The organism is Thermoanaerobacterium sp. R66, assembly GCF_028895185.1.
GTDB lineage: Bacteria > Bacillota > Thermoanaerobacteria > Thermoanaerobacterales > Thermoanaerobacteraceae > Thermoanaerobacterium.
In genome coordinates, this window is sequence record NZ_JAEUWW010000001.1 from 163,526 (window position 1) to 177,098 (window position 13,573).

Genomic DNA, 13,573 nt, shown 5'->3' on the forward strand with positions numbered 1-13,573 from the left:
GAACTATATGCCAGAAAAAGCTACTTTAAAAATATCAGGTATGTCATGCGCATCATGTGCAGCCAAGATAGAAAAAGGCCTTAAAAATATGGATGGTGTTGATGAAGCAAATGTCAACTTAGCGATAGAAAAGGCAACAGTTGTATATGACCCGACTAAAGTTAACATAGATGATATGACAAAAAAAATTGAGGACTTAGGATATGGAGTCATTAAAGATAAAGTAGAACTAATACTAATAGGTATGTCGTGTGCATCTTGTGCCGCAAAGATAGAAAAAGCATTAAACAATTTACAAGGCGTAAATAGGGCTACGGTTAATTTTGCAACTGAAACGGCAACAGTTGAATTTGATTCAAGCAAAGTAGATGTAGCAGCAATGATAAAAGCTGTTAGAAATATCGGCTATGATGCAAAAGAAAAAACTGGCATAGGAATGGATACAGAGAAAGAAGAGAGAGAAAGGGAAGTTAAAACATTAAAAAGGCTAGTTACAATTTCTTCTATATTGACAATCCCATTACTTATATCAATGTTTGGAAGGATATTCGGTTTTTCTGCAGGGATTTTGGATAATCCGTGGGCGCAAATAATAATATCATTTCCAGTCCAATTTATTATTGGATATAGATACTATAAAGGAGCTTGGCATAATTTAAAAAATCTGTCAGCAAATATGGATACATTAATTGCAATGGGAACAACTGCAGCATATTTTTATAGCTTGTATAATGTATTTACAAAACCTATGTCAGAGATACACAATTACTTGTACTTTGAAGCGCCGGCAGTTATCATAACGCTTATAACTCTTGGTAAGCTGCTTGAAGCTATAGCAAAAGGTAAAACATCTGAAGCAATAAAAAAACTTATGGGACTTCAGGCGAAAACTGCAAGAGTCTTAAGAAACGGAGAAGAAATAGACATACCTATTGAAGAAGTAAAAGTCGGAGATGTAGTTATAGTAAGGCCGGGTGAAAAAATACCTGTAGACGGTGTAATTGTAGAAGGAAGTTCTGCTATAGATGAATCTATGATAACAGGAGAGTCTATTCCTGTTGATAAAAATGTCAATGACGAAGTAATAGGTGCTACAATAAATAAAACGGGCACATTTAAGTTTAAAGCGACTAAGGTTGGGAAAGATACTGTCTTATCACAGATAATAAAGATGGTTGAGGATGCACAGGGCTCAAAAGCGCCTATCCAAGAGATTGCCGATAAAGTGTCAGGAGTTTTTGTACCTGTGGTTATAGGAATAGCAGTAATCACATTTTTGATATGGTATCTTGTTTTAGGAAATCTTAATGCAGGTGTAATAAGTGCTGTATCTGTGCTTGTAATTGCATGTCCTTGTGCATTAGGCCTTGCAACACCAACCTCTGTTATGGTAGGTACAGGCAAAGGAGCAGAAAATGGCATACTTATAAAAGGTGGGGAATATTTGCAAAGAGCAAAAGAGATTAATGCTATTGTATTAGACAAAACTGGTACTATTACAAAAGGCGAACCAGTAGTCACTGATGTCATTTCCTTCAGCCAATTGAAAGAGGATGATTTGCTGTATATTGGTGGAATAGCTGAAAAAAATTCTGAGCATCCGCTTGGTAAAGCAATTGTGAATAAATCAAAGGAAAAATGCGAAAAATTGCCAGATCCGAGCAAATTTGAGACTATACCAGGCTACGGTATTTGTGCTATAATTAACGAAAAAGAATATTATATTGGCAATAGAAGGTTGATGGATAGGCAAAGTGTAGATATATCTGACATAAAACATTATTTAGAAGATCTTGAGAGCGAAGGCAAAACCGTTATGATTTTATCATCTGAAGGTAAAGTTTTGGGTGTAATAGCGGTTGCGGATGTGCCTAAGGAAGATTCAGCAAAGGCTATACAAGAATTAAAAGCTTTAAACATAGATGTATACATGATAACTGGTGACAACGCAAAAACTGCTGAGGCCATTGCAAAGCAAGTAGGTATTGCACACGTGTTAGCAGAAGTTTTGCCAGAAAAAAAGGCGGAAGAAGTCATAAAATTACAAAAACAGGGTAAAATAGTTGCAATGGTTGGAGATGGGATAAATGACGCTCCAGCATTAGCACAGTCAGATTTAGGTATTGCTATAGGCACAGGGACAGACGTGGCTATAGAAACATCAGACATTACACTTATAAGTGGCAGTCTCATGAGTTTGGTGACAGCCATAAAATTAAGCAGAGCTACTATGAGAAATATCTACCAGAATCTGTTTTGGGCTTTTATTTACAACACGATAGGAATACCATTTGCTGCAGCAGGTCTTTTGAATCCAGCTATTGCAGGGGGTGCAATGGCATTTAGCTCAGTATCAGTTGTATCAAACGCCTTAAGGCTGAGGAGGTTCAGATCAGCTAAGTAGTGAGGTGAGTTATATGGAATGCCCAAATTGCAAAAGCACTAATGTGGGCAAGATAGGCAATAACCTATATTTTTGTAGGGATTGCAATTGTGAGATTAAGATTAAGAAATGTACGGCTGTTGTTAGTGTTTATGACTCTGAGGGCTGCATTAGTAAAAGATTTAAAGTATGTTACAATGTTTGATGAAGGCTTACAGGCCTTCTATTTTTTTGTCTTTTTTATGTTTAAAAAAAGTGTTATACTCTTAAATGGAAAACAAAATGGAATTAAACATGATAATAGTTGATAAAATATTACTGAATGAAGGTTTCCTGTAAATACATGTAGGGAGTTGATATATTGGAAAAGATTGTAGAAACATTAAGGAAAGTGGTTTCGGATGAGAATATATATATAAATGAACCTATGTCAAGGCATACATCTTTTAGGATTGGTGGTCCGGCGGACGTACTGATTATACCTCAAAGCGTGGATGAACTGATAAAAGTTATGGGTTTAATAAAAGCTGAAAATATACCTTATTTTATACTTGGTAACGGAACAAATATCATAGTCTCAGATAAGGGAATAAGGGGCGTGGTTATAAAACTGACTGCTATTAGGAAAATTTCTGTAGACGGTGAGATAATTGTGTCGGAGGCTGGTGCATTGCTTTCAGTAATTGCCAATACCGCTCTTGACAATGAGCTTACAGGCTTTGAATTTGCCAGCGGGATACCAGGCACATTAGGTGGTGCTATAACTATGAATGCTGGTGCTTACGGCCCTGAAATAAAAGATGTAGTTGAAAAAGTAGAGGTTATCGATAAAGATGGTTCTATATATGAAGTGAAAAATGGCAATATGAGGTTTGGATATAGAAGCAGTTTAATACAGTCAGATAATCTGATTGCAATAAGAGCGTGGATTCACCTTAAAAAAGGAAATTATAAGGATATAAAGGCAAAAATGGATGAATTGAACGGATTAAGGAAAGTGAAGCAACCATTGGAATATCCAAGCGCTGGAAGTGTATTTAAAAGGCCAGAAGGATTTTATGCAGGGAAATTGATTCAGGATGCTGGACTTCAAGGGTATGCAATCGGTGGTGCACAAGTGTCTGAAAAACATTGTGGTTTTATAATAAATAGAGGCAATGCGACTGCAGACGACGTTTTAAATCTAATCGCACATATAAAAAAAACAGTCAAAGATAAATTTGGCGTAGATCTGGAGACGGAAGTAAAAATAATTGGTGAAAGGTAATTCAATGATGGAAATTTTTGCTGATTATCACACACACACTGTATTTAGTCATGGAAAAGGTACAATCGAAGACAATGTAAAAGCTGCGATACAAAAAGGACTTAAAGAAATTGCTATCACTGATCATGGACCGAGGCATATATTTTTTGGCATAAGAAGTCGCAATTACAGGAAAATAAGAGACGAAATAGATAGAGTGAACGATAAATTTCATGATATAAAGGTTTTAATGGGAGTAGAAGCAAATCTTATAAGTTTAAATGGTGATATTGATGTCGATGATGAGCTTTTAAAATATATAGATATACTGCTTATGGGTTATCACACAGGTGTTTCGCCATTTGATTTCTATAACCTTGTCAATTTGTTTGGGAAAAATGCAGCCAGCAAATATTTTATATCTTTAAAACCCGTCGTTAGAGAACAGAACACAGATGCGATGATAAAAGCCATAAATAAATACGATATAAATATAATTACACATCCTGGAGCAAAAATCGATATAGATACTAAAAGACTTGCTTTGGCGGCTAAAGCAAGAGGAACGGTTCTTGAGATAAACTCAAGCCACGGATATATGACTGTAGAATACATAAAAATAGCAAAATCTGTTGGTGCAAAATTCGTAATTGACAGCGATGCACACACACCATCGAGAGTTGGCGATTTTGCGAGAGGAATCGAAATTGCGAAAAAAGCAGGTCTTACAACAAATGATATAATAAATGCTAAGGAGTGATACAAATGAGATTTGTGATAATTACCGGTCTTTCGGGCGCCGGGAAAAGCCAAGCATTGAAATCTATGGAGGACATTGGATTCTTTTGCATTGACAATTTTCCTCCAGCGTTGATACCGAAGTTGGCTGATCTCTTTTATGGTTCTAAAGACATAGATAAAGTAGCGCTCGGTATGGATCTTAGAGGTGGACAACTATTTAAAGATATTTTTTCTGCTATAGACTATTTAAAGAAAAATAAGTATGATTATGAAATAATCTTTTTGGAGGCTTCAGATGAAGCTTTGATAAAGAGATTTAAGGAAACAAGGAGACGACATCCACTCACAGATGGTGGCTCAATAATAAACGGAATAAAAGACGAAAGGCAAAAACTTGCGGAAATAAGAAAAATGGCAAACAGCATCATTGACACGACGAATTTAACTGCAGCTCAGCTTAAACAAGAATTGTACAATATTTTCATCGAAGGAAGAAAATTCAAAGGTTTAATTGTAAATGTAATGTCATTTGGATTTAAATACGGTATACCACTTGATGCCGATCTTGTATTCGATGTGAGGTTTTTGCCGAATCCTTATTATATAGATGAACTTAGACCACTTACAGGAAATGATAAAAAAGTAATGGATTATGTCATGAAGTGGGAAGAAGCAAAACAATTTTTAAACAAGTTGGAAGACATGATAGAGTTTTTACTGCCATTTTATATAAGGGAAGGAAAGTCACAGCTTGTAATAGCTGTTGGGTGCACAGGCGGTAAGCATAGATCTGTGACTATTGCAAATGCACTGTACGATCTGCTTAGAAAAAGGGATTACACAGCTATAATAAATCATAGGGATATTAGAGAAGAATAAGTGATATTTTCATTTATATGACTTATTGCAAAGGGGTTGCTCGTATGAAGAATTTTGCTTACTTAAATGGGCCAAAAGTCGTGGTTATTGGTGGTGGTACAGGATTATCAACAATGCTTAGAGGACTTAAGAAGTACACCCATAACATTACTGCAATTGTAACAGTTGCAGATGATGGAGGAGGTTCTGGTGTATTAAGAGAGGATTTAGGCATGTTGCCGCCTGGTGATATAAGAAACTGTATACTGGCGTTAGCAAATACTGAACCTACAATGGAAAAGCTTTTACAATACAGGTTTACTGATGGTATGCTTAAAGGGCAAAGCTTTGGAAATCTTTTTTTAGCTGCTATGAATGGCATATCAAATAGTTTTGAAGAAGCTGTAAAGAAAATGAGTGAAGTTTTAGCTGTGTCAGGAAAGGTTTTGCCTGTCACATTGGATGATGTCAAACTAAAAGCTAAGTTAAAAAACGGTATAGTCATAGATGGAGAGTCTTTAATACCGAAACTTCAAATGAAAGAAAAAAGCCCGATAGAAAGAATATTTTTGGAGCCGAAAGATGCAAAACCAGTAAAAGAAGCCTTAACAGATATCATGGATGCTGATGAAATTATATTAGGCCCTGGGAGTTTATACACCAGTATAATACCAAATCTATTAGTCAATGATGTGTGTGAAGCAATAGAAGATTCAAAAGCAATTAAGGTATATGTGTGCAATATAATGACACAGCCTGGTGAGACAATTGGCTACGATGCCAATGCACACGTTGATGCGCTTTTTCTGCATGGGTTAAAATCTCTTGACTATGTCATCGTAAATAATGGTGAAATTCCTTATGAGTACAAAGATAGATATAAAGAAGACATGTCGCAACCTGTAAGTTATGATGTAGAAAGCTTTAAGCAAAAGGGAATAAAAGTCATCGAAAAAGATGTGTTAGCAATAAGAAACAATTATATAAGGCATGATGAGCAAAAGCTTTCAGAGATACTAATGGGACTAATTGAGTGATAAAAATTTGTTGTAATTTAATAAATAAATCTATTGACTTTTGTGCTCAAAGGATATAAAATATAATTAAACAAGCGCAACCGGTTGCAAATTTTTCGCGAGTTTTCTAATGGAAATTATAAATAAAAGGGGGTATGGTCCATAATTTTTGATAATCACATGAAAACGCTTATATACAAAATAAAAAATAAAAAGCGAGAAGCTTAAAATTAAAAGTTATATGGCGATTAAACTTATTCAGATGTGTAAATTTTATAATTAAAAATCGCATAAGTCAATAGAAAAAAATTGGCTTATTGAAGAGGAGGATTTTGATTATGAGGAAAACCTCAAAAGTAATTGTGCTGCTTTTAGTGCTTTTAATGGCATTTTCAGTGCTTATAACAGGATGCGGAAATAGTACAAAATCTGATCAAAGCAAAACTTCAGAAAATAGTTCAACTCAAAATAAGACTGAGACTACAAGCCAACCTGTAACATTAGATATTTTCCAATTTAAAGTTGAAATAAAAGATGCCCTTCAAAATGCTATAAATACTTACATGAAAGAAAACCCTAATGTTAAAATCAATTTAGAAACTGTAGGCGGAGGACAAGATTACGGTGCTGCATTAAAAGCTAAATTCAATTCGGGTTCAGAGCCAGCAATATACAATGTAGGTGGACCACAGGATGTTGCTACATGGAAGCCAAAATTAGCTGATTTGTCAGATACAAAAGCTGCAAAAGCCGCTCTTCCTGGTACTCTTACTGGTGTGACGCAGGACGGTAAAATTTATGGTTTACCATTTGATTTAGAGGGATATGGATTAATCTACAACAAACAGATATTCAGCAAAGCAGGTATTGATCCATCCAGCATTAAAACTTTTGATGCATTGGTGAATGCTGTAAAAACTTTGGATTCAAAGAAGAAAGAGTTAGGCATCGAAGCTGTTTTCGCATTCCCAGCAAAAGAAACTTGGGTTACTGGACTCCATCTATCTAATGCATTCTTGTCACCAGAATTTGATGGAGATGTCATGAAAGCATTTAATTCTAAGACAGTAGACTTCAAATATGGCGATGCAATGAAGCAGATGATTGATCTTCAGAATAAGTATTCAGTACAACCTACAGCAAGTCTTGACTACAGCACGCAAGTTGAAAAGCTTTTTGGAACTGGAAAAGTTGCGATGATTCAGCAAGGTAACTGGGTATATCCTACATTAGAGTCACTTGATAAGAACTTTGCACAAAATGATATTGGCATGTTGCCATATCCTGTTCCAGGATATAAAGAAGACTCATATCCCGAAGGTGTCCCAATGTATTGGGCAGTTAACAGCGACAAACCAGCAGATGTTCAAAAAGCTGCTAAAGATTTCTTAGATTGGCTGTACACATCAGATGAAGGAAAACAGATAGTTACTCAGCAGTTTAAGTTTGTCCCAGCATATACTGGGTACAATTCAAATAGCATATCTGATCCACTTGGAATGCAGCTTTTTGTGGCAGCAAGTCAAGGCAAGACATATGGATGGGTATTCATGGGGTATCCAAACAATTGGGGTCAAAATGTCCTTGGTGCTGATATACAGCTTTATGTGAATGGTTCATTAAGTTGGGATAAAGTGATTTCACATGCTAAACAGGCCTGGGCAGATGCGAGAAAATAATTAAAAATTGTAGTGGGAGAGTATAATTGTATTCTCCCACTTTGCAAATATGAACAAGAAGGAAGGTAATACAATGGCAAAAAAAGCGAAATTTTTTAAAAACGGGATTTGGTATTGGCTTTTTATAGCTCCAACACTATTGTCACTTATTATTGTCGTATTAATACCATTTATTATAGGAATATATTATTCATTTACAGATTGGAATGGAATAAATCAACCTGTATTTATTGGATTAAAAAATTTCATGACACTTAGAGACGATGCTGAGTTTTGGAATTCAATAATTTTTACAGCTAAATTTGCAGTCGCGTGCATTGTGATTATAAATGTGGTAGGCTTGAGTCTTGCCATGCTTGTAACAAGAAAAATATTTGCCAGAAATTTCATGCGTACAGCATTTTATTTGCCTAATCTAATAGGTGGACTCATATTAGGATTTATATGGAATTTCATTTTTGTGGATGTGTTTCAAACAATTTCAGACGCTACACATATTGGATGGCTTGGAGGCTGGTTATCCACAACTAATACTGGCTTTTGGGGGCTTGTGATTGTGACATCATGGCAAATGATAGGCTATGTTATGGTGATTTATATAGCATATATTGAAAGCATTCCTACTGATTTAATAGAAGCTTCAAAGATTGATGGCGCAAATTCATGGCAACAATTTAGGAATGTCGTATTTCCGCTTATAGCGCCAGCGTTTACAGTGAGTTTGTTTATTACGCTTTCAAATTCATTTAAACTATTTGATCAAAACTTATCATTAACTGCTGGAGCGCCTGGCAATACCACACAAATGATAACACTTAATATATACCAAACGGCTTTTTCAGCTCAGGAAATGGCTGTAGGACAGGCAAAAGCGGTAATAATGTTCTTAATAATTGCTGTTATTTCTGTCATTCAAGTTTACTTGACACAGAAAAGAGAGGTTGAGATGTGATGAGAAAAGTTCATGTTCAAAAATATTTATTGACATTTTTAGGAATTGTGCTTTCGCTTTTATGGATATCTCCTTTTTATATAATACTTGTCAACTCTTTTAAGACAAAATTAGAGCTGTTTACAAATACATTGTCACTTCCAAAAAGTTTGATGCTGGATAATTATAAAACGGCAGCCGCAAATTTAAATTTAAGTGAAGCATTTTCAAATACATTAATAATAACTGTTTTTAGCATTTTGATTATTGCAATATTTTCATCTATGACGGCTTATGCACTTCAAAGGGTAAAAAGAAAAAGCAGTGTGATTATATATATGATTTTTACAGTGGCTATGTTGATCCCGTTTCAATCAGTTATGATTCCATTAGTAGCGGAATTTGGAAAATTTCATTTTCTTACAAGGTCAGGGCTTGTATTTATGTACTTGGGATTTGGTTCAAGCTTAGGAGTGTTTTTATACTATGGTGCATTAAAAGGAATACCGACATCTTTAGATGAAGCAGCATTAATAGATGGTTGTAGTAGATTTAGAATTTACTGGAATATCATATTGCCTTTATTAAATCCTACTACGATTACTTTGGCTGTATTGGATATCATGTGGATATGGAATGACTACTTATTGCCATCTTTAGTCATAAACAAAGTGGGTTCCAGGACTCTCCCATTAATGATTTTTTACTTCTTTAGTCAATACACAAAGCAATGGAATCTCGGTATGGCAGGATTAACTATAGCAATTTTACCCGTTGTAATTTTCTACTTCTTGGCACAGAGAAAATTGGTCACAGCTATAATAGCTGGTGCTGTTAAACAGTAGGTAAAGCAAAATTATAGTTTAGGAGGTGATATTAAAATAGATATTTGATAGAAATTGAATATGATTATTGAAGGAGGTGGGAGCTATTGGTAAAGTAAGATCTTATTAAAGTTTTTGGCAGCAAAAAATAGTACTTATATTATTTTTATGGTATGATGGGAGGGAAAATAAAAATAAATGATTGGAAATTTTAAAAGGTTGGGTCGAAAATTGTTTTTGACATTGTTAATGGCATCATTAATTTTTGTATCTTCTATAGTGACTGCTAATGCAAGCGTAGCACCAAATTTCAAAGTTTTTGTAATGGGACCATTAGAAAAAGTCACAGATTTTAATGCATTCAAAAATCAATTGATAACTTTAAAGAATAATGGTGTTTACGGTATAACAACAGATATTTGGTGGGGCTATGTTGAAAATGCAGGTGAAAATCAATTTGACTGGAGTTATTATAAGACATATGCTGATACCGTACGCGCTGCGGGATTGAAGTGGGTTCCAATAATGTCAACGCATGCCTGTGGAGGTAATGTTGGTGATACAGTGAATATACCTATTCCGTCGTGGGTATGGACAAAAGATACTCAGGATAATATGCAGTATAAAGATGAAGCTGGGAATTGGGATAATGAAGCAGTAAGTCCATGGTATTCTGGTTTAACTCAACTCTATAATGAATTTTACTCATCTTTTGCATCAAATTTTAGCAGCTATAAAGATATAATTGCAAAAATATATATATCTGGAGGCCCCTCTGGAGAATTAAGATATCCTTCGTATAATCCTTCACATGGATGGACATATCCTGGACGCGGTTCATTGCAGTGTTATAGTAAGGCGGCTATAACAAGTTTTCAGAATGCTATGAAGTCTAAATATGGAACTATAGCAGCAGTTAATAGTGCATGGGGTACAAGTCTAACTGATTTCTCTCAAATTAGTCCACCTACAGATGGTGATAATTTCTTTACAAATGGTTATAAAACTACTTATGGCAATGATTTTTTGACATGGTATCAAAGTGTTTTGACTAATGAGTTAGCTAATATTGCTTCTGTAGCTCATAGCTGCTTTGATCCAGTATTTAATGTTCCAATAGGAGCAAAAATAGCTGGAGTGCATTGGCTATATAATAGTCCCACTATGCCACATGCTGCAGAATATTGTGCCGGTTATTATAATTATAGTACATTACTCGATCAATTTAAGGCATCTAATCTTGCTATGACATTTACCTGTCTTGAAATGGATGATTCTAATGCGTATGTAAGTCCATATTATTCTGCACCTATGACGTTAGTACATTATGTAGCTAATCTTGCTAATAATAAAGGTATAGTCCACAATGGAGAAAATGCTTTGGCTATATCCAACAACAATCAAGCTTATGTGAATTGTGCAAACGAATTAACAGGATATAATTTTTCTGGATTTACGCTCTTAAGACTTTCAAATATTGTAAATAGTGATGGATCTGTGACATCAGAGATGGCTCCTTTTGTAATTAATATAGTTACACTAACGCCTGACGGTACGATACCAGTTACATTTACAATAAACAATGCGACAACTTATTATGGACAAAATATATATATTGTTGGTAGTACATCCGATCTCGGAAATTGGAATACAACCTATGCTCGTGGTCCTGCATCATGCCCTAATTATCCTACTTGGACAATAACGATTAATTTATTACCTGGCGAGCAGATACAATTTAAAGCTGTAAAAATTGATAATTCAGGAAATATAATTTGGGAAGGTGGTTCGAATCATACTTATACTGTGCCGACATCTGGGACTGGTAGTGTCACCATTACATGGCAAAATTAATCAATAAAATGTTACGCATAGAGTGCACTGGAAACACTGGAATATATTCCAGTGTTTTTTTTATAAAATTTAAGAAATATATTAACAGAAAAAGATAATAAATAGAGTAAAAGGTATACTGTCAATAGTAAGGTACAAATGTCATCTAGATGCGATTTTTTCAAGAGGTTTAATATATTTAAAATTTGCTTTTCATTAAAAAAGCTATAAGTAGTAAAAATAGCTGCAACTTTGTATAATAATATTAAAAGTAAATTTACTTTTGCAAGGTAAAAATTGAGTGGATTTATTGTTAAGCTGTTTAAAAAATCTTTTTTATTGACACACTCGAATTGTATATTGACAATATTTGAATCTGGAGATACAATTATATTAGATGTGGCGCAAGCGATTGCAAGTTTTATTTGCAGTCAGGCGCTTTTAAAAATAGCGTCAAAGAAAGCGATTGCTGTAATTTAATAGTAATCATCAAGGGGATGATGCTAGTAAAAGATTATGATTGTGAAGTTTGTCTACAGCATTTTTAGTTAATGTACATCAATTTGTCATTATGTTGAAGAAAGATAAAGTGCGTTGTCGTTTTATTTGGTTGTAGAACTGATATGTAGAAAATCTATGTAAAGAAGTGACAGATATGCAATAACTACACATGTAAACATTGTAATAAAAACTTATATTGAAGTTTGAAATAAAATTTTGGGATATACCCAAAAAAATCATAAAATTTTATTTTGTGAGGAGGATTTACATGAAAAAGTACACAAAAATTTTTGCAATACTTACTGCCATGGTATTGCTATTATCAGTTGCTTTAACCGGATGTGGAAGCAGCAAGACAAATGAATCAAAGTCTTCAGATAATAGTTCTAATAACACTGCTCAAACGCAGCAAAAAAAGGAGCCAGTTGAATTAACAGTATGGTCACATTTGACAGATCCTGAAATAGCTAAGGTACAAGAAATCGCTAACAAATGGGCTCAAGAGACAGGCAATAAAGTAAAAGTATTGGCTGATCAGAGTGATTTCCAGGCGTTTTCTACGGCAGCTCAGAGCGGTAAAGGGCCTGATATTATGTTTGGATTGCCCCATGATAATCTTGGAACATTCCAAAAGGCTGGGCTTTTAGCGGAAGTACCTGATGGAGTAATTAATAAATCTGATTACGTCCCGATGAGCATAGATGCAGTTTCATATGATGGGAAAATGTACGCAATACCATTATCAATGGAGACATACGGACTTTTCTACAATACAAGCAAAGTTCAAACTCCTCCAGCTACACTTGACGACTTGATTAAGCTTGGGCAGCAAGTTGGATTCCAGTATGATATAAATAATTTCTACTATAGCTTTGCATTTATGGCTGCTTATGGTGGTTATGTATTTAAAAATAATGGAGGCGCTCTCGATCCAAATGATATAGGGTTGAATAATGATGGTGCGAAAAAAGGTTTGTCTTTGATAAGGGATTTTGTAAAAACTTATAAGTTTATGACTGCCGATATTAAAGGCGATATAGCTAAAGGCAATTTCCAAAACGGAAAGATAGGACTTTATATAAGTGGTCCATGGGATGTTGATGGGTTTAAGAAAGCAAATGTTCCTTTTAAAGTAGCTCCATTGCCAACAGTCGATGGAAAGCCGATGCCTTCATTTGCTGGTGTACAGGCAGCTTTTGTAAGCGCTAATTCTAAACATCAACAAGAAGCATGGGATTTATTAAAATATCTTGCTCAAAACACAGCATTGCCTCTTTTTGAAACAGGTAATAGAATCCCAGTTCTCAATTCTGTGTTAAACAATGATGAGGTTAAAAACAATGATATTTTAAATGCATTTGCTGAACAAGCTAAGAATGCTATTCCTATGCCAAACATTCCTGCTATGACAGCAGTTTGGACACCGGCTGGTAATGCACTGCAGCTTGTAACATCAGGTAAGGCTACTCCTGATAAGGCCGCAGATGATATGGTCAATCAGATAAAGCAAGGTATTGCTACTCAGCAATAAATAAAGGGGCTAAGTGCCCCTTTCCAATTA

12 protein-coding genes are annotated in these 13,573 nt (G+C 34.9%); all 12 read left to right on the forward strand.

Translation table 11 applies throughout. From position 1 onward, the window contains the following. The first annotated feature begins 7 nt into the window (after positions 1-7). The 12 genes from JJQ93_RS00735 (at position 8) to JJQ93_RS00785 (ending at position 13,543) form a co-directional block, all read left to right on the forward strand. Complete coding sequence (locus tag JJQ93_RS00735; RefSeq protein WP_274892400.1) at positions 8-2,404, forward strand: heavy metal translocating P-type ATPase; 2,397 nt, start codon at positions 8-10, stop codon at positions 2,402-2,404. A gap of 13 nt (positions 2,405-2,417) precedes the next feature. After that, a complete protein-coding gene (locus tag JJQ93_RS13070) occupies positions 2,418-2,588 on the forward strand; it encodes a YrzR-like zinc ribbon domain (protein WP_013297276.1) in 171 nt (56 codons plus the stop codon). 156 nt (positions 2,589-2,744) lie between these two features. After that, a complete protein-coding gene (gene murB, locus JJQ93_RS00740; protein WP_274892401.1) occupies positions 2,745-3,650 on the forward strand; it encodes a UDP-N-acetylmuramate dehydrogenase in 906 nt (301 codons plus the stop codon). A gap of 7 nt (positions 3,651-3,657) precedes the next feature. Next, positions 3,658-4,389, forward strand: a complete 732-nt coding sequence (locus tag JJQ93_RS00745; protein ID WP_274894022.1) for a PHP domain-containing protein — start codon at positions 3,658-3,660, stop codon at positions 4,387-4,389. A gap of 5 nt (positions 4,390-4,394) precedes the next feature. Beyond that, positions 4,395-5,249 (forward strand): RNase adapter RapZ, encoded by an 855-nt coding sequence (gene rapZ, locus JJQ93_RS00750; protein ID WP_014758223.1) that lies wholly within the window; start codon positions 4,395-4,397, stop codon positions 5,247-5,249. Positions 5,250-5,293: 44 nt separating this feature from the next. After that, positions 5,294-6,265: a gluconeogenesis morphogenetic factor MgfK gene (gene mgfK, locus JJQ93_RS00755; protein WP_274892403.1), complete on the forward strand. Its 972-nt coding sequence runs from the start codon at positions 5,294-5,296 to the stop codon at positions 6,263-6,265. 317 nt (positions 6,266-6,582) lie between these two features. Continuing rightward, positions 6,583-7,923, forward strand: coding sequence for an ABC transporter substrate-binding protein (locus tag JJQ93_RS00760; protein WP_274892404.1), 1,341 nt, complete (start codon positions 6,583-6,585; stop codon positions 7,921-7,923). A gap of 49 nt (positions 7,924-7,972) precedes the next feature. Then, positions 7,973-8,875, forward strand: a complete 903-nt coding sequence (locus tag JJQ93_RS00765; protein ID WP_038070191.1) for a carbohydrate ABC transporter permease — start codon at positions 7,973-7,975, stop codon at positions 8,873-8,875. Then, complete coding sequence (locus JJQ93_RS00770) at positions 8,875-9,699, forward strand: carbohydrate ABC transporter permease (RefSeq protein WP_274894024.1); 825 nt, start codon at positions 8,875-8,877, stop codon at positions 9,697-9,699. The genes JJQ93_RS00765 and JJQ93_RS00770 overlap by 1 nt, the downstream gene beginning before the upstream one ends. A gap of 177 nt (positions 9,700-9,876) precedes the next feature. Next, positions 9,877-11,532, forward strand: coding sequence for a family 14 glycosylhydrolase (locus JJQ93_RS00775; protein ID WP_274892406.1), 1,656 nt, complete (start codon positions 9,877-9,879; stop codon positions 11,530-11,532). Positions 11,533-11,808: 276 nt separating this feature from the next. Then, positions 11,809-11,991 (forward strand): hypothetical protein, encoded by a 183-nt coding sequence (locus JJQ93_RS00780; RefSeq protein ID WP_274892407.1) that lies wholly within the window; start codon positions 11,809-11,811, stop codon positions 11,989-11,991. A 289-nt stretch (positions 11,992-12,280) separates the two neighbouring features. Beyond that, positions 12,281-13,543, forward strand: a complete 1,263-nt coding sequence (locus tag JJQ93_RS00785; RefSeq protein WP_274892408.1) for a sugar ABC transporter substrate-binding protein — start codon at positions 12,281-12,283, stop codon at positions 13,541-13,543. Positions 13,544-13,573 lie beyond the last annotated feature (30 nt).

What these genes read in the sequence shown, in the direction of transcription:
- JJQ93_RS00735 (WP_274892400.1), top strand. Translation starts at nt 8, where the DNA reads ATGCCAGAAAAAGCTACTTTAAAAATATCAGGTATGTCATGCGCATCA.
- JJQ93_RS13070 (WP_013297276.1), top strand. Translation starts at nt 2,418, where the DNA reads ATGGAATGCCCAAATTGCAAAAGCACTAATGTGGGCAAGATAGGCAAT.
- JJQ93_RS00745 (WP_274894022.1), top strand. Translation starts at nt 3,658, where the DNA reads ATGGAAATTTTTGCTGATTATCACACACACACTGTATTTAGTCATGGA.
- rapZ (WP_014758223.1), top strand. Translation starts at nt 4,395, where the DNA reads ATGAGATTTGTGATAATTACCGGTCTTTCGGGCGCCGGGAAAAGCCAA.
- mgfK (WP_274892403.1), top strand. Translation starts at nt 5,294, where the DNA reads ATGAAGAATTTTGCTTACTTAAATGGGCCAAAAGTCGTGGTTATTGGT.
- JJQ93_RS00760 (WP_274892404.1), top strand. Translation starts at nt 6,583, where the DNA reads ATGAGGAAAACCTCAAAAGTAATTGTGCTGCTTTTAGTGCTTTTAATG.
- JJQ93_RS00765 (WP_038070191.1), top strand. Translation starts at nt 7,973, where the DNA reads ATGAACAAGAAGGAAGGTAATACAATGGCAAAAAAAGCGAAATTTTTT.
- JJQ93_RS00770 (WP_274894024.1), top strand. Translation starts at nt 8,875, where the DNA reads ATGAGAAAAGTTCATGTTCAAAAATATTTATTGACATTTTTAGGAATT.
- JJQ93_RS00775 (WP_274892406.1), top strand. Translation starts at nt 9,877, where the DNA reads ATGATTGGAAATTTTAAAAGGTTGGGTCGAAAATTGTTTTTGACATTG.
- JJQ93_RS00785 (WP_274892408.1), top strand. Translation starts at nt 12,281, where the DNA reads ATGAAAAAGTACACAAAAATTTTTGCAATACTTACTGCCATGGTATTG.